General features: G+C 36.6%; 14 protein-coding genes and 2 riboswitches. Of the genes, 5 read left to right on the forward strand and 9 right to left on the reverse strand.

Features of this window, described 5'->3' with window-relative positions; genetic code table 11:
- Window positions 1-11: 11 nt before the first annotated feature.
- Both metH and NLJ82_RS20690 read right to left on the reverse strand, forming a co-directional pair.
- Complete coding sequence (metH, locus tag NLJ82_RS20685; protein WP_000649712.1) at window positions 12-3,410, reverse strand: methionine synthase; 3,399 nt, start codon at window positions 3,408-3,410, stop codon at window positions 12-14.
- Window positions 3,410-5,242 (reverse strand): bifunctional homocysteine S-methyltransferase/methylenetetrahydrofolate reductase, encoded by a 1,833-nt coding sequence (locus NLJ82_RS20690; protein ID WP_000770334.1) that lies wholly within the window; start codon window positions 5,240-5,242, stop codon window positions 3,410-3,412. Before NLJ82_RS20690 ends, metH begins: the two co-directional genes overlap by 1 nt.
- Before the next feature lie 71 nt (window positions 5,243-5,313).
- A riboswitch (SAM riboswitch) is annotated at window positions 5,314-5,423 on the reverse strand.
- 203 nt (window positions 5,424-5,626) lie between these two features.
- Window positions 5,627-5,736: riboswitch (SAM riboswitch) on the forward strand.
- Between the two features lie 93 nt (window positions 5,737-5,829).
- Between NLJ82_RS20690 and metI the strand changes: the two genes are divergently transcribed.
- From metI to NLJ82_RS20710, 4 genes are all read left to right on the forward strand, one after another.
- Window positions 5,830-6,942 (forward strand): cystathionine gamma-synthase/O-acetylhomoserine thiolyase, encoded by a 1,113-nt coding sequence (metI, locus tag NLJ82_RS20695; RefSeq protein ID WP_000103877.1) that lies wholly within the window; start codon window positions 5,830-5,832, stop codon window positions 6,940-6,942.
- Window positions 6,939-8,102 (forward strand): cystathionine beta-lyase, encoded by a 1,164-nt coding sequence (metC, locus tag NLJ82_RS20700; RefSeq protein WP_000122291.1) that lies wholly within the window; start codon window positions 6,939-6,941, stop codon window positions 8,100-8,102. The genes metI and metC overlap by 4 nt, the downstream gene beginning before the upstream one ends.
- 158 nt (window positions 8,103-8,260) lie before the next feature.
- Window positions 8,261-8,773 (forward strand): cysteine hydrolase family protein, encoded by a 513-nt coding sequence (locus tag NLJ82_RS20705; RefSeq protein ID WP_000379160.1) that lies wholly within the window; start codon window positions 8,261-8,263, stop codon window positions 8,771-8,773.
- Between the two features lie 433 nt (window positions 8,774-9,206).
- Window positions 9,207-9,497: an ArsR/SmtB family transcription factor gene (locus NLJ82_RS20710; protein WP_000894375.1), complete on the forward strand. Its 291-nt coding sequence runs from the start codon at window positions 9,207-9,209 to the stop codon at window positions 9,495-9,497.
- A gap of 143 nt (window positions 9,498-9,640) precedes the next feature.
- Here NLJ82_RS20710 and NLJ82_RS20715 read toward each other — a convergent pair whose 3' ends face one another.
- Together NLJ82_RS20715 and NLJ82_RS20720 are read right to left on the reverse strand one after the other, a co-directional pair.
- Entirely contained in the window at window positions 9,641-10,753 is a 1,113-nt protein-coding gene (locus NLJ82_RS20715; RefSeq protein ID WP_000525122.1) for a class I SAM-dependent methyltransferase, read from the reverse strand.
- Window positions 10,754-10,762: 9 nt separating this feature from the next.
- Window positions 10,763-11,392: an MBL fold metallo-hydrolase gene (locus tag NLJ82_RS20720; protein WP_000871248.1), complete on the reverse strand. Its 630-nt coding sequence runs from the start codon at window positions 11,390-11,392 to the stop codon at window positions 10,763-10,765.
- A gap of 170 nt (window positions 11,393-11,562) precedes the next feature.
- On the opposite strand from NLJ82_RS20720, the gene NLJ82_RS20725 reads away from it, so the two are divergent.
- Window positions 11,563-11,736: a DUF2759 domain-containing protein gene (locus NLJ82_RS20725; protein WP_000524855.1), complete on the forward strand. Its 174-nt coding sequence runs from the start codon at window positions 11,563-11,565 to the stop codon at window positions 11,734-11,736.
- Between the two features lie 80 nt (window positions 11,737-11,816).
- Here NLJ82_RS20725 and glcK read toward each other — a convergent pair whose 3' ends face one another.
- The 5 genes from glcK to NLJ82_RS20750 form a co-directional block, all read right to left on the reverse strand.
- A complete protein-coding gene (gene glcK, locus NLJ82_RS20730) occupies window positions 11,817-12,800 on the reverse strand; it encodes a glucokinase (protein WP_000391706.1) in 984 nt (327 codons plus the stop codon).
- A gap of 19 nt (window positions 12,801-12,819) precedes the next feature.
- Window positions 12,820-13,020, reverse strand: coding sequence for a YqgQ family protein (locus tag NLJ82_RS20735; RefSeq protein WP_000949156.1), 201 nt, complete (start codon window positions 13,018-13,020; stop codon window positions 12,820-12,822).
- A 103-nt stretch (window positions 13,021-13,123) separates the two neighbouring features.
- Complete coding sequence (locus NLJ82_RS20740) at window positions 13,124-13,702, reverse strand: 5-formyltetrahydrofolate cyclo-ligase (protein ID WP_001206420.1); 579 nt, start codon at window positions 13,700-13,702, stop codon at window positions 13,124-13,126.
- 104 nt (window positions 13,703-13,806) lie between these two features.
- Window positions 13,807-13,956, reverse strand: coding sequence for a 50S ribosomal protein L33 (gene rpmG, locus NLJ82_RS20745; protein ID WP_001265616.1), 150 nt, complete (start codon window positions 13,954-13,956; stop codon window positions 13,807-13,809).
- A 69-nt stretch (window positions 13,957-14,025) separates the two neighbouring features.
- Window positions 14,026-16,380, reverse strand: a complete 2,355-nt coding sequence (locus NLJ82_RS20750; protein ID WP_000679285.1) for a sugar phosphate nucleotidyltransferase — start codon at window positions 16,378-16,380, stop codon at window positions 14,026-14,028.
- Window positions 16,381-16,632 lie beyond the last annotated feature (252 nt).

Genomic DNA, 16,632 nt, shown 5'->3' on the forward strand with positions numbered 1-16,632 from the left:
CCCCTTCTAGACTATAATACACTAAAATATCTTGCCTCGGGGTGAGAAAATACCATAGCCGTTACAGACGCTTCTGGCTCCATCATAAATCCTTCCGTTAATGAAATACCTATTTCCTCTGGATGAATTAAGCGAAATAACTTTTCTTGATCTGCGAGTTCTGGACATGCTGGATAACCGAAGGACACTCGTATCCCTCTATATTTCGTACGGAAGCGTTCTTCCATCGTCAATTCTGGCGAATCTGGAATCCCCCAGCGATCGCGAATGAGCATATGTGTTTTTTCAGCAAGTCCTTCTGCTAGTTCAAGCGCTAACGATTGAATAGCATGACTGCGTAAATAATCACCTTTCGCCTTCCACTCTTCAGCAATGTCACGAACACCTTCTCCAACCGTAACAGATAGGAAAGCAACATAGTCCATCTCATCTCCAACTGGGCGTAAATAGTCACCTAAAGTACGATATGGTGCTTTTCCTTGTCTTGGGAATGTGAAACGCTCTATAACACGCGTATGATCTTCTGGATCATATATTACAATATTCTGTCCGTCGCTTTGCGCTGGGAAAAATTGATACACTGCTTTCGGTTTTAACCAAGATTGTCCTTCCTGCAATAATTCATCTATTAAATCATTTAATTCATGCGCTCTTTTATCTCCCTCTCGCAAAAGTTTCTTCACACTTCCCTTTAGGCCAAGGTGATGTCCAAGCAGCATTTGTCTATTTAGAAATGGCGTGAGATGTGAAACAGGAACATCTCTTAATACAATTCGTTTTGTTGAATCCGGTACGATAACCTCAGCCTTCGGTAATGGCTCAATTACTGCTGGAATTTCTACTTTCTTCTCTTCTTTTGTTACGATATGAAGATGACGTTCTTTTTTATCCTGCTTCATCTTCTCACGCTCTTCTTCTTTTTGAAGCTTATTAATAATATCCAGCCCCGTCATCGCATCACTCGCATAACATACGAGCCCTTTATAAGATGGCGAAATGCGATTATCTGTAAACTTTCTCGTTAACGCTGCCCCGCCTACAACAATTGGAATATCAATATCCGCCGCTTTTAAATCTTCAGCAGTCGTTACCATTTGTTGAGCCGATTTTACTAATAAACCAGAAAGACCTATAATATCAGGCTTCTTTTCTTGTACTTCTTGCACAATTCGATCCGAGCGAACATTAATTCCTAAATTAATAATCTCATATCCGTTATTTGCTAAAATAATTTCAACGAGATTTTTCCCAATATCATGCACATCACCTTTTACAGTTGCTAATAATACTTTCCCTTTTTTCGCACTATCGCTAGATTCCATATGTGGCTCTAAATAACTTACAGCAGCTTTCATACTTTCAGCACTTTGCAATACTTCAGCAACGATAAGCTCATTATTATTAAATAATCTTCCTACCTCATCCATTCCTGTCATAAGTGGGCCATTAATAATATCCAAAGGTTTTCTTCCTTCTGTAAGTGCGAGACTTAAATCTTCGTGTAAACCTTGTTTCGTACCTTCTACAATGTAATTTGCGAGCCTTTCATCAAGTGTTAATGTTTCTTGGACAACAACATCTTTCTTTTTTGCCACGCGATAGAAGTTTGTAAATTTCTCCAACGTCTCTTGCGTCGTTTCAAAAAGCAATGCATCTGCAAGGCGTTTTTCTTCATCAGGAATTGACGCATAGCGCTCTAATTTTTCCGTATTTACAATCGCGTAATCTAACCCTGCTTTCGTTGCATGATATAAAAAGACGGAATTTAACACTTCGCGACCAGCTGGTGGTAAACCAAATGATATGTTACTTACACCTAAAATCGTTAAACACTCTGGTAATGCTTCTTTAATAAGGCGAATCCCTTCTATCGTCGCAGCCGCCGAGCCAATATACTCTTCATCACCTGTCCCTACAGGAAATACAAGTGCATCAAAAATAATATCTGATGGGCGTATACCATATTTCGTCGTCAATAACTCATAACTTCTTTTCGCAATTTCTAGTTTTCTTTCCGCACTTACTGCCATTCCATCTTCATCGATTGTTCCAACTACAATTGCAGCACCATATTTACGAAGAAGCGGTGTCACTTTTTTAAATCGCTCTTCTCCATCTTCTAAATTAATTGAATTAATAACAGCTTTCCCTTGAATATAAGTAAGAGCTCGCTCCATCACATGTTCATCTGTTGAGTCAATCATAATCGGTACTTTTAACACTTTCGTAACTTCTGCCAAGAAGTTTTCCATATCTTCTATTTCATCGCGGTCCGGGTCTGCCATACAAATATCAATAATATGAGCATTTTTCTTCACTTGCGCTCTAGCGATTTCAGCAGCCTCTTCAAATTTCCCTTCTGCTACTAATCTTTTAAATTTACGTGATCCAATAACATTTGTTCTTTCACCAACAAATAACGGTCTCATAGAGTCATCATATTGCAGTGCCTCTAATCCACTAACCCCATGTCCCGCTCTCTCTTGCTGTTCACGAGGTTTAAGAGACGTTAATGCGGATTTCATTGCTTTTATATGTTCTGGTGTTGTACCACAACAACCACCGATAATATTAACCCATCCTTCTTCTGCAAATCGCTTCACTTTCTCGGCAAGCGAGGATGGAGATTCATGATAATGTCCATCTTCATCAGGAAGACCTGCATTTGGATAACAAGAAATGTAACACTCCGATAAATCAGATAGAGAACGAATATGGTCTCTCATAAACTCCGGACCAGTCGCACAGTTTAATCCAACAGATAATGGCTTCATATGTTCTACCGATAAGTAAAAAGCCTCAATTGTTTGCCCAGCTAGAGTCGTTCCCATCGGTTCAATCGTTCCCGAAATCATGATAGGTACAACTGTATTTAGTTCATCAAAAGCCGCTTGAATTCCAATATAAGCAGCCTTCACGTTACGCATATCTTGACTCGTCTCAACGAGTAATACATCCACTTCTCCTTTCAACAATCCTCTTGCCTGCCGCGTATAAGCTCCAATTAATTCTTCAAACGTTACACCACCAGTAACACTAATCGCTTTCGTTGTCGGTCCCATTGCTCCCGCAACATATACTTCCTTCCCGCTTTCTTCGACTGCTTGCTTCGCTAAACGCGCTGCCTTCTCATTTAGCTCCTCGTCTAAATGAGATAACTCATAATCACTTAGTACAATATTGGTTGCCCCAAATGTATTTGTTTCAATAATATCCGCTCCAGCTTCAATATAGGCTTTATGAATCTTTAAAATAACATCTGGTCTTGTTTCTACTAAATACTCATTACACCCTTCGTACTCCTCTCCTCCGAAATCTTCCGCAGTTAAATCCTCTTGCTGGATCATCGTTCCCATTGCACCATCTAATAGTAAGATGTTATTTTGTAATTTTTCTTCTATACATTTCATCAATTAATACCTTCTTTCACTTCTTGCTTTTCTCTCACATATTTAACAAGATGTTCTGTAATTTCATATTTTAAAAATGGTGTAATAAGATAAATGCCGTTAAAGTATTTCATCGCCGCATCGATTAATTCTTGAGAAATACGAATCCCTTCCTCAATTGCTGCCTCTTTCGTTTCATGTCCATCCATTCTCTCTCTTACTGCTTCAGGTAAAGTAATACCTGGCACCTCAAAATGAAGAAAATCTGCATTCCGTTTACTTATTAATGGCATAATCCCAATAAAAATAGGTTGTTCTAAATGCTTTGTCGCTTCATACACTTCTTCAATTAACGCGATATCATAGATTGGCTGCGTTAAGAAATATTCTGCTCCAGCATCTATTTTCCGTTCCATTCGCTTAACCGCTGCTTTTAAATGTCTTACATGCGGGTTAAATGCACCGCCCACAGAAAACCTTGTTGCCGGTCCAATGGATTTCCCTAAAACGGAACGCCCATCGTTCATTTCTTTAATCATTTTAATGAGCTCGATAGAGGACAAATCATATACAGAAGTGGCACCTGGAAAATCACCAACGCGCGCTGGATCTCCAGTTAAAGCTAACACTTCTTCCATGCCTAACGCTGATAATCCTAGTAAATGAGATTGTAGTCCGATGACGTTATGGTCTCTACATGTTAAGTGCGTCAATACCGGAATATCATGCTTCGTTAATAATGCTCCCATTGCCATATTCGAGATACGGGGCGATGCTAATGAATTATCTGCTAGAGTAATAGCATCTGCTCCAGCTCTTTTCAATGCTCTTGCGCCTTCAAAAAACCGCTGCGTATCTAACGTTTTTGGTGGATCTAATTCCACTACTACGGTCGTTTGTTTTTTTGCTTTCTCTGCTAAAGTGACATGAGCTTTTGAACGTTTCTCATGTGTATGAACTACTTTCGGTCTTTGAACCGTATCCTTTTCTATTACAGGCGTAACATTTAGAGTAGCACGTTTCATACTTTCAATATGCTCTGGAGTCGTGCCACAACAACCGCCCAATAACCGAATACCTTGCTCAATAAATTTCGGTGTCATCGCTTCAAAATAAGCTGGACTTCCCTCATATACGTATCGTCCCTCTACATAATTTGGGAGACCTGCATTTGGATATGCTGACAAGTAACCATTTTTCGGAATCGATATCATTTTAAAAGCTTCCGTCATATGAAGTGGCCCTAGTTGGCAGTTCAATCCAACAACATTTGCACCGTAATCTAAAAGTTGTTTTAATATTTCATTTACATCATTTCCATTTTGAGTCGTACCCGCCTCATGTAACGCCAATTGCGCTACAATTGGAATATTTGTTTCTTTTCGTAACACCTGGACAGCATGAAGTAATTCAAACTCATCATAAAAAGTCTCTAATAGCAGTCCATCAACCTGTTCTTCTAATAATGCACTTGCCTGTTCCAGTAACATAAATTCTCGCTCCATATCAGTTGTCGTAACCGCCCCGATATGTTTCATACCACCAATTGTGCCTAAAATTGCATTTCTGTCTGTAACAGATGCTTTCGCCAATTTTACTGCCGCTCTATTAATTTCAGTAACTTGATTTTCTAATCCATACATACGTAATTTCGCTTCATTTGCTCCGTACGTATTTGTTTGAATCACATCTGCCCCAGCCGCTACATATTGCTTATGAATCGATATAATTAAATCTGGATCAGATATATTCAATTCTTCAAAACTACTTTGCAAACCATGTGAATGTAATAACGTCCCAACCGCACCATCACCTATTACAATTCCTTTTGATAATAAATCTAGTAATTTCACAAATCTCCCTCATTTCTATCAATATAAAAACCCCCCTCTTCACTTTGAAGAGGGGGACATAATCGATCCTCCTCTTATTATGCAAAACATTCGTTTTGCAGGTATTAGCACCGTTTCAAACATTTCGTTTGAAGGTTGCCGGGTTTCACAGGGCCTTTCCCTCCACCGCTCTCAATAAGAGTTTGTCTTTATTATTTTATTTATGTAGCTAAAAGGAAATGCGTTCCCCTTTTAACAATGTTTGTTAATTTTTTTATAAATTTAGCACGCACAAATACAAAAGTCAATGACACTTGCGGAAAAATAAAAATTATTTAAAATAAAGTTGCAATTCAATTATCTTTTGTTGTAAAGTTAAAAACATAATAAAATTTCATACGAACATTCTTATCTAGAGAGGTAGAGGGACTGGCCCTATGACGCCTCAGCAACCATTAACATTTGTTAATAAGGTGCTAATTCCAGCAAATTGTGAAAGATTTGACAGATGAGAAGAAGACTCTATTCAAACCGAAAGCCTTCTTCTTAGAAGGCTTTTTTATTTTATATTCAACTAATGGTTCAATTTAAAAAGGAGGAATTTTCACATGTCAACTATCGAAACAAAATTAGCGCAAATCGGAAACCGGAGTGAAACTACAACAGGAACTGTTAATCCACCTGTTTATTTTTCAACTGCTTATCGTCACGAAGGAATCGGTAAATCTACTGGATTTGATTATTCACGAACTGGAAATCCAACGCGCGGCCTATTAGAACAGGCAATCGCAGACTTAGAGTGCGGCGAACAAGGTTATGCCTGTAGTTCAGGGATGGCAGCCGTTCTTCTTGTCCTTTCCCTATTCCGCTCTGGAGACGAACTTATTGTTTCTGAAGATTTATACGGTGGCACTTATCGATTATTTTCTGAGCACGAAAAAAAGTGGAACGTTCGATGTAGATACGTAAATACACAATCTATTAAACAAATTGAGCAAGCCATCACAACGAAAACGAAGGCTATTTTCATAGAAACTCCAACTAATCCATTAATGCAAGTTACCGATATTGCCGCTGTTGCAACTGTAGCGAAAAGACACGGACTACTTCTTATTGTAGACAACACATTCTACACACCTTATATACAGCAGCCATTAACAGAAGGTGCCGATATCGTACTTCATAGTGCAACGAAATATTTAGGTGGTCATAACGATGTACTAAGCGGACTTGTCGTTGCAAAAGGAAAGGAACTTTGTGAGGAAATCGCTCATTATCATAATGCCTCTGGTGCGGTCTTAAGTCCATTTGACTCATGGCTATTAATCCGTGGTATGAAAACGTTAGCGCTTCGCATGAGACAACATGAAGAAAATGCAAAAGCAGTTGTTGCTTATTTAAATAATGAGGATGGGGTAACAGATGTATTTTATCCTGGAAGAGGCGGCATGATCTCGTTTCGTCTGAAAGATGAAACATGGATTAATCCATTCTTACAATCTTTATCCTTAATTACATTTGCCGAAAGTCTCGGTGGTGTTGAAAGTTTAATGACATATCCAGCAACACAAACACACGCTGATATTCCTGAAGAAATTAGAACAGCAAACGGTGTATGTAATCGTCTTCTTCGATTTTCCGTTGGTATTGAAAATAGTAACGATTTAATTCAAGACTTACAGCAAGCCATTAAACTTGTAAAAGAAGGTGTAAGAATATGAGTTATTCTATAGATACACTCTTACTGCACAACCAATATAAACATGACTCGCAAACAGGAGCTGTTAACGTTCCCATCTATAACACATCAACATTTCACCAATTTGATGTAGATACGTTCGGGAAATATGACTATAGCAGGTCAGGCAATCCAACTCGTGAAGCTCTTGAAGACATCATTGCTTTATTAGAAGGCGGAACAAAAGGATTTGCCTTCGCATCAGGAATTGCAGCGATTTCTACTGCATTCCTCCTCCTTTCACAAGGTGATCACGTACTCATTTCAGAAGACGTATACGGAGGAACTTATCGAATGATAACTGAAGTTCTCTCCCGTTACGGTGTTTCACATACATTTGTTGATATGACCAATTTAGAAGAAATAAAGCAAAACATTAAGCCAAATACAAAACTCTTTTATGTAGAAACACCTTCCAATCCACTTTTAAAAGTGACAGATATTCGTGCTGTTTCTAAACTTGCAAAATCTATTGGCGCCCTTACTTTTGTTGATAATACATTTTTGACACCACTATTCCAGAAACCACTTGACCTTGGCGCTGATGTCGTTCTTCATAGTGCCACAAAATTCATTGCCGGTCATAGTGATGTTACTGCCGGATTAGCAGTTGTAAAAGATACCGATCTCGCTCAAAAACTTGGCTTTTTACAAAATTCATTCGGCGCTATTCTAGGCCCGCAAGATTGTTCTCTCGTACTTCGTGGTCTAAAAACATTGCATGTACGTCTTGAGCATTCAGCTGCTAATGCCAATAAAATTGCACACTATTTACAAGAGCACGCTAAAGTTCAAAATGTCTATTATCCAGGATTACAAACACATCTTGGATTTAACATTCAACAATCTCAAGCTACATCAGCAGGAGCTGTCCTATCTTTCACTTTACAATCAGAAGACGCACTTCGCCAATTTTTATCAAAAGTAAAATTACCTGTCTTTGCGGTTAGTTTAGGGGCTGTCGAATCGATCCTTTCCTACCCAGCTAAAATGTCACATGCAGCACTATCGCAAGAAGCTCGTGATGAAAGAGGGATTTCAAATTCATTACTTCGGCTATCCGTCGGTCTTGAAAATGTTGACGATTTAATATCCGATTTTGAAAACGCCCTTTCTTATGTAGAAGAACCTGTAAATGCATAGAGCGAAAAGAAGATATGAAATTAAATTTTCATATCTTCTTTTTATGTTTTCGATTATACTTTTTACTTTTCGTATAGTTCATAAAAAAAGAAAGAGTACATCCATTTCCAAGTAATGAATTAATTGATATATTAAGAAGTAAAAAAGGGGCAAAAATAATGGATACTTGTGCAGATATTTTAATCGTTATCGATCTACAAAATGGAGTATGTTATAGCGAAGAACATTTATTTGACTTACAAAACTTACTTACAAAAGTAAATAAAAGAATTTCTTCATACAGAAAATCAAATAAACCAATTCTTTTCGTTCAACATTGTGATGATGATTTAGTACCCGAAAAAGAACTTTGGGCTATTCATGCTGATTTAGATGTTCAAGAACAAGATTTTTTTGTAAGAAAGACACATGCCAATTCATTTTATAACACAAACTTAAAAGAGATTTTAGATCAATTATCTGTACACCGTATTGAATTTTGTGGTGCCCAAACAGAGTACTGTATGGATACCACGATTAAATTTGCCCATGGACTAGGGTACGAAAACTTCATGTTCCAGAAAGCAACCTCTACGTTAAATAATCCGTTTATGTCCGCAAAAGAGACAATTGATTTTTATGAAAATATATGGAACCACAGATTTTTAAAATTGATGAAAGATGAAATCTAGAATACATAACTAACGTCTTGGTAATTCTAAGATTTATCAGCTATATTCAAACATTTCATTTTCACCATAAAGAAGCTGACTACATTCGGCTTCTTTTCTTTTAACCTGTTTTATATTCTATATATAACATTATAATTCCTTTGTCATATTATTTTAAAAATTTAGTATATTCATTTGAAAGAATAAGAAAATCATGATAAAATTGTGTTACAAATATATCTATATCTTTCAATTTTTAAAACGCATCGAAATTTTCACCCAAAAATGTCATTTTACAAAACCGTGCTAAATTATCTACTTTATTTACATCAGGGTCTCTTTTCTTACAATTTCTTTACTTTAGGAATGTTTTTCTGCAACAACTGTTTTCTTTTCTTTAATTTTTTGGTATGTATAGTATGGTATAACAGCTCACACGGAGGTGGAAAAGAACATGTTAGAAACCTTTCAAAAAGAAATAGAACTATATGAAAGCAATGCAGAATTATTGAAAGTACTTGCTCATCCTGTTCGCTTATGTATTGTAAAAGGATTAATTGAACGCGGTCCAAGCAACGTTTCTACAATGTACACTGGCTTAAACATGCCACAATCTACAATTTCACAGCATTTAGCAAAGTTAAAAAGTGCTAAAATCGTTTCAAGTGAAAGAAAAGGATTGGAAATTTATTACAAAGTAGAAAACGAGACAATTATTCAACTCGTTCGCGTATTATTGGGTTAGGGACTCATAGACAGAGAAAAAGGACGTATTTTATATTTTTCATCTCATATCTTTAATATAAATATATATCATGAGAGGAAATATATGATGCTACATAAGTCGTATTAAAAAACAAGACACAGAACTATGCTGTGTCTTGTTTTTTATATTTTCAAATACCGATCCAAGTGTAACTGTTGCATATGTTTCGTATGTATAACAACATCACATGCACTCCCTAATCCTCCGCTCAAAATCATAGAATGAACTGCACGATTTTGTTTTTGAATTTCAGAAAAAGGATCCTGATCTTGATGATTCGTAAGCAGCTCTAGTATTCCTGCTGCTAACAAAAACTCAGATTGTTTCTTATGCCATACCATATTCATACCTTGCAGGCTAAACATTTCTTTCAGTTCGTCCCAATGAATATGAGTAGTAAGATCCATTTCACCTGGATACGCTAAAGGATTACGAATTAACTTATGCTCGTAATATCCTCGTAAGCTACCTTCTTGATGTGCAGGATGCATCCATTCTTCTTTTGTATATCCATAATCAACTGTAATACATACACCTCGTTGAAACCATTTCGCAATTTCTTTTATATATTCTTCCATCGCAATTGGCACTTCAAAACGCTGGCCTTCAGCGAGATGAATATTATATTTCAATAAGTATCGACCAATTCTTTTATGTAACGGCCTACATACTTCTGCAAGTTTCCCTTCCTCTGTGTACGTAACACGTACTTCATACAATATTCCATTTCTCTTCTCAATTACTTCAACAGGAAATGCATCAAATAACTCATTCGAAAAAAGAATCCCCTCGAACGATTCTCCCATTTCACTATGCGACGTATAATATGACACATTAGAAAAGGAACAAAGAGTCTTTTGCTGCAATTTTCTATGAAAAGGGCTCATTTCAATTATCGAATAGTTTAAATCAATAAAGGTTTCCGGTGATAATTGCTTCCATTCTTGTAAAACATCATAGGCAAACCTTCCTGTCCCCCCACCAATCTCACAAATATGTGGAGCAACTTCACCATTTTCAACAAGACGAACAAAAAACTTAGCAAAAGTTTTTGCAAACACAGAGGATACGTTGCTACTTGTAAAAAAATCCCCTTGTCTTCCTATTTTTTCACGTTCTTTCATATAATATCCATATTCCTCTGCATATAATGCGAGGTTCATATATGTACTGTATGAAATTGAATAATCCTTTTCTTTTTCCATCCATTCTTTTAAAATGAGCTCCATCCCCATACTAGCTCCTTACTGTAAAAATGGATTATTTTCTTTTTCAAAACCAATGCTTGTTTCTGGACCATGTCCACATAACACCGCTGTTTCATCAGGTAATACAAATAATTTCTCTTCAATACTTCCAATCAACTCTGCAAAACTTCCACCAGGTAAATCTGTTCTTCCAATACTCATTTGGAATAATACATCTCCAGAAAATACAGCATTCGCCTCTTTACAGTAATAAGAAATACTGCCTGGAGAATGTCCTGGTGTCTCAAAAATTTCAAAGTTAAATGAACCAATTGCTAATGCACCTTCTGCATCAATAATATGATCTGCTGGTTTTGCTGTAATGCTGCGATTCATCATAAAGATTTGAGAACCATTTACAGTTGCATCGCCTAACCAATCTGCTTCTTCTTTATGTACGTACACAGGAATATGAAAAGCGTCTCTTACCGCATCAACAGCACCAATATGATCAAAGTGAGCATGTGTTAATAAAACAGCCAGTGGCTTTAATTGTTCTTCTTGTAAATATGTAACGAGCTTCTCTCCTTCGTGACCAGGATCAAAGATAATACACTCATTTTGCTCATTCGTTAAAATATAAGCATTTGTTTGTAATGGGCCTAATGGCATTTGTATCCATTTCATATGAAAATCTCCTCCAATTATTAAACTTACTTTCAATGATACAACATTTTTTTCTCTTAGGAAAAGAAAGGATGCTATCTCGACAATCATTTTTAAAACATGTACAATATAAAAGAGTAAATATTCCAAAAACTCATATTAAGGAATGGGTAGACAGAGGAGGATATTGTATGGGCCTTGTTATTATTTTTACGCTTGTCACTCTGTTAGCTGTATTTGCTACGCTTAGAACACTTCGCGAAAAGAATTTTCTCGCGGGCGGCTTTGCACTTGCAACTGTACTCGTTTTCGGATGGTTTACAATCATGACTGTTCTATATAACGGGTACCCACCAACAGCTTAATTCATTTACATGCTCGTCTTCATCAAGATTTCGCACAAAAAGAGGAAGGGTTTCTCCTTCCTCTTTTCATACTTCACAACTTATATCATCTTCGCTTCGTATTTGTGCTTTTTTACAAGCCAAGCTCCTCCGATAACACCTGCATCATTACCAAGTGTTGCAATAGCTAACTTCGTGCTCTTTACAGCACGTGAGAAAGCATATTGCTCAAAATAGCGTTGAATTGGTTCTAAAAGTGCATCTCCAGCTTTAGAAACGCCTCCGCCAATAACGATTTTCTCTGGGTTCAACGTGCTAGAAAGGTTCGCTACAGCTAATCCTAAATAAGAAGCTACCTTTTCTACTACTTCGCCTGCTAGTTCATCACCTTGTCCATGTGCTTCAAATACGTCTTTTGATGTGATACGTCCTTCTTCTGCTAACATAGAACGTAAAATACTTTCTTTATCAGTCTCTTGTATTTTTTGCATAGCAACACGCACAATACCTGTTGCAGATGCTACAGTTTCTAGGCAACCAGACTTCCCGCAATTACATGGGAAAGCATTCTCTGTAACGACTGTAATGTGTCCGATTTCACCAGCAGCACCGCTTACGCCGTGTACAATCTCTCCATTGGCAATTACACCGCCGCCAACACCAGTGCCAAGCGTCATACAAATTAAATCTTTTGCTCCTTCACCAGCACCTTTCCACATTTCACCAAGCGCTGCTAAGTTCGCATCATTATCAATCACAACAGGTAATCCTGTTTCTACTTCTAATAAATCTTTTAACGGATAGTTCTTCCATCCTAAGTTAACCGCTTCATAAATCATTCCAGACGCCACGTGTACAGGGCCAGGAGCTCCCATACCAATACCGATTAACTTACTTTTTAATTCGCCTAACTCTTCTAACTTTTTATCAATAGCTTTCGCTACATCAAGTGTAATATGTTTTCCTTGCTCATTTGTATTCGTAGGGATTTCCCACTTATGTAAAATTTCACCGTATACATTAATAAATGCTAATTTAATCGTTGTACCACCAAGGTCAACACCAACTAACCATTTCTCTTCCATGTTACTTACCTACCTTTATCTAATTCTTATTTAGCTCTTTTTGAATTTCTTGCTTCAATAAAAATAAAGCTGTTTGATAGTCTTGTGAATCGATTAGCTGTGATTGATTTAATTCACGCAATTCATCTTGCATTAATTGTAAATCTGCAATTCGATCTCCCGTATAAATAATCGTACCAAATTTCTTTAGCAATTGCTGAATATCATATATAGATAACATTTCATCACCCTCTATGCTCACTTACTATAAAAAATTATAATAAGAAAACGTTCACATATTTTATTATAATCAAGAAGAAAAAGTCTCGTCAATTTTTATTTGTCTATACAAGCCCATTTTTAACCATTGTTCCTTTTTCTGTAATAATTTTTTCTACATTTTTATCAAACGGCTCTATTGGAATATGGTCTACCATTTGAAAACTATAAGCTAATGATAGCGTTTTCCCTTTATAATGCATGAGATAACGATCATAATAGCCACCACCATATCCAATCCGTTCTCCTCGCTCTGTATAAGCTACACCTGGTACAATTTGAAGGTCAATTTCATCTGCATTCACTTCTTCCGTAAGCGCTGGAATTGGCTCACGTAAATTCATATACACTGTTTCCAATTGATCAAAATTACTAATTTGCCTAAAGGACATTGTTCTTGTTTCTTTATTACACTTCGGAACAACAACTTTCTTTCCTTCTTCCCAAGCTTTTTCGATAATAGAATATGTATTCACTTCATTTTCCATTGAAAGAGTGATTCCAATTGTTTTAGCTTCAGTCCACTCTTTTTGTGCATACAACGAAAATGCAATTTGCTCTGATAAAGTTGTATACCGTTCTTTTGATAAAGAATTCATGTGCTCTATTATTTGTTTACGTAAACGTAGTTTCTCTTCTCTCACACATTTTCCCCCTCACAGTGATACTTTGCTCTACGATGATAGTGTATCACTTTTAAGAGAGGAATCGAATAAAAAAAGAAACAGTAGGAAAATATTCCTACTGCTTACTTTGTTTCACGGTGTAACGTAGACTTCTTGTCACGCTTGCAATACTTTTTAAGCTCGATACGCTCAGCGTTGTTACGTTTGTTTTTCTTTGAGATATAGTTACGATCTCCGCATTCTGTACATGCTAGAGTAATATTCACACGCATTCTTATTTCCCTCCAGTACTAATAACTTAAATCAGACTATACCATAATACCACTTTTAAAATAAAAATTCTACACCTTTTGATATTGTCTAATTTTTTCTATAAGATTTTTCATGTTTTCCCTTGCTATTACTGGGTTTCTAGCATGTGAATACACTAAAAATTTCGGTTGTTTTGTGTCAGAAACGATATAAGACCACTCTTTTTCGGTATATTTGAACTGTACTCCTTCAAATATGCCTTCTTCCTTCCTTTCGATATCAGCCAATAATTTCCTCATCACCTTCCCTTTTTCATTCCACGAACATACAACTTCATCACAAAGTAAATAAAGCGGCGGGGATTGCTCTACTATGCTGAGAAAGGTTTTTCCCTGCAATGCTATTAACTCGAATAATTTTCCAATTCGATATAAAATATCTCGCTTCCATCTCGCTTGAAACGATTTTTTTTCATCCTGCGTATAAAATAGAAGATAACATTCTCCTAATTTCAAAGACATTGGGTAAATATTTCCTGCCGATTCCAGTAATAAATCTGGAATATCAATCTCTTCAAAATCCGTCCCTTGGTAAATATTACTATGATTATCATATAACTCGAAATAATTTCCTTGCTCTGAAAACATAAGCGCCATATTTGCTTTACTTGATTTCATTAAAGCTTTCACATGATCCTTTTGTTCGCCCGCATAAATCCACGTAACTGTGCATCCGAGTCTTTGCAAAAAGAGCATAAGCAAATGTTGTAACATATCATTTCTCTTATTAATAAGAAGATGGAACTTCTGTTTTTTTATTTTCTCAATATCAATACGCTCTAATACAGCCTCTATATAATTATGTAAAGAAACGTGTACTAGCTTATTCCGCCCCATTTCCTTCTCACATACGTAATAAAACGACTCAGACATATACACTTGTTCTATCGCTTTTTGCTGCTTATACGTTAACTGTGCCCCATCCCTACCATACAACTTTATAACAATCTCTTTTTCTTTTTCCGCTTGAATGAAAACCCCGCCCGCACATTGCAAATCTTGAATGCTGTACTGAAAAAGTGATTCGTTCATTTCTTTGCATTCCATCGTATGAATCCCAATACCATGAATTGCATGAAGAAAAAGATTTTTATAAGAAGTCGTTTCTATATGTTCTTGACTCCCGATTAATATACTTTCCCCTTTTGTGAAAAGAGATCCGTACGCCATCGCAACCTTTACAATAAATTGAGGTGTAATCTCCACATTACCTCTTCCTACAATGCGGCTTTTTTGCAACCATCCTGCACTCTTCTCACTTTCTTGAACACCAGCCGATCCTACTACCGAATGACTATCAATCGCCTTATATGGCCATAGTTTTCCCTTTTGCTTAATTACCGTACTTTTCCCTATATGACAATGGTCCGCTACAATGCTTTTTTGAAACAATGTAACATCATCTTCCACCATTGTATGTTCTCCTATTGTCGTTTCTAGTAACTCACAATATTTCCCAATGTGCGCATTTGCAAAAATAATACTCTTTTGAAGATGAGAATAACTTGAAACAACACTATTTTTCCCGATAATAGAGTATGGCTCAATTACAGATCCAGCACCAATTCTTGCTCCTTCACCAATAAAAGAAGGACCGTGAATTTTCGTTCCTTTTCCAATCGTTACCCCTTCTCCCATCCATACCATCGGTAATACTTCCGTATATGGGATAGGTACTTGCAATTTTTTCGTTAACAAATCAAATTGTGCTTGTCGATATTGATCAAATGTACCGATATCTAACCAGTAACCTTCTGACAAATATGCAAATAATGCGTTCTTATTTGCCAATAACGGAAACACATCTTGACTAAAATCAAAAAATTCTCGGGGCGGTATGTAAGAAAAAATTTCTGGCTCCATAATATATATACCTGTATTCACAATATTAGAGACTACTTCATTCCAACTCGGTTTTTCTATGTATCGTGTAACCTCTTGTTCTTTGTTCATTACAACTAAACCAAATGAGAGTGGATTTTCTACTTCCTTTACAAACATAGTTACCATTCTTTTCTTTTGTTCATGAAACGTAATTCCTTCTGATAATTGAAAATCAGTTAACGCATCCCCACTTATGACAACAAACGGTTCATCCAAAAATTTTTCCGCTTGTTTAATACTCCCTGCAGTTCCAAGCGGTGGAGAGTCTTCAAAGTAGTACAAGTTAACGCCCCATTTGCTACCGTCACCAAAATATTGCTTAATAGCCGCACTCATATACTGAACAGTAATTGCAATCTCACGTATACCATGCTGACGCAATAATTCAATGTTGTATTCTAAAACTGGCTTTTCTAATAATGGCAACATCGGCTTTGGAGTATTACATGTTAATGGTCTAAGGCGTCGTCCTTTTCCTCCAGCTAAAATAACCCCCTTCATATACTTCAGCCTCCACTTATATAATGTTCAGTAACTTCATATACGATATGTATATTATCTACCCAGCATTAACTAGCAGTATAAAATAAAGTGAAACTTTAATCAGTGGGGGTTTTCTTCATCCCCTACTAATTATTAGCCTTGACCAATCGGGCCGGCAGGCAGTAAAGTTCCCCCTTATATACATTCACCTTTCAACAACTGAAGAAAGCGCTTACCATTAACTTTTAAAATATTACTTAATAAGCGAAT

The organism is Bacillus paranthracis (assembly GCF_024296885.1).
In the GTDB taxonomy this organism is placed as follows: Bacteria; Bacillota; Bacilli; order Bacillales; family Bacillaceae_G; genus Bacillus_A; species Bacillus_A paranthracis.

Bases quoted from the DNA above. Each gene is read 5' to 3' on its own strand.
- metH (WP_000649712.1), bottom strand. From the start codon at position 3,410: ATGAAATGTATAGAAGAAAAATTACAAAATAACATCTTACTATTAGAT.
- NLJ82_RS20710 (WP_000894375.1), top strand. From the start codon at position 9,207: ATGTTAGAAACCTTTCAAAAAGAAATAGAACTATATGAAAGCAATGCA.
- NLJ82_RS20705 (WP_000379160.1), top strand. From the start codon at position 8,261: ATGGATACTTGTGCAGATATTTTAATCGTTATCGATCTACAAAATGGA.
- NLJ82_RS20750 (WP_000679285.1), bottom strand. From the start codon at position 16,380: ATGAAGGGGGTTATTTTAGCTGGAGGAAAAGGACGACGCCTTAGACCA.
- metI (WP_000103877.1), top strand. From the start codon at position 5,830: ATGTCAACTATCGAAACAAAATTAGCGCAAATCGGAAACCGGAGTGAA.
- glcK (WP_000391706.1), bottom strand. From the start codon at position 12,800: ATGGAAGAGAAATGGTTAGTTGGTGTTGACCTTGGTGGTACAACGATT.
- metC (WP_000122291.1), top strand. From the start codon at position 6,939: ATGAGTTATTCTATAGATACACTCTTACTGCACAACCAATATAAACAT.
- NLJ82_RS20735 (WP_000949156.1), bottom strand. From the start codon at position 13,020: ATGTTATCTATATATGATATTCAGCAATTGCTAAAGAAATTTGGTACG.
- NLJ82_RS20725 (WP_000524855.1), top strand. From the start codon at position 11,563: ATGGGCCTTGTTATTATTTTTACGCTTGTCACTCTGTTAGCTGTATTT.
- NLJ82_RS20720 (WP_000871248.1), bottom strand. From the start codon at position 11,392: ATGAAATGGATACAAATGCCATTAGGCCCATTACAAACAAATGCTTAT.
- NLJ82_RS20715 (WP_000525122.1), bottom strand. From the start codon at position 10,753: ATGGGGATGGAGCTCATTTTAAAAGAATGGATGGAAAAAGAAAAGGAT.
- rpmG (WP_001265616.1), bottom strand. From the start codon at position 13,956: ATGCGTGTGAATATTACTCTAGCATGTACAGAATGCGGAGATCGTAAC.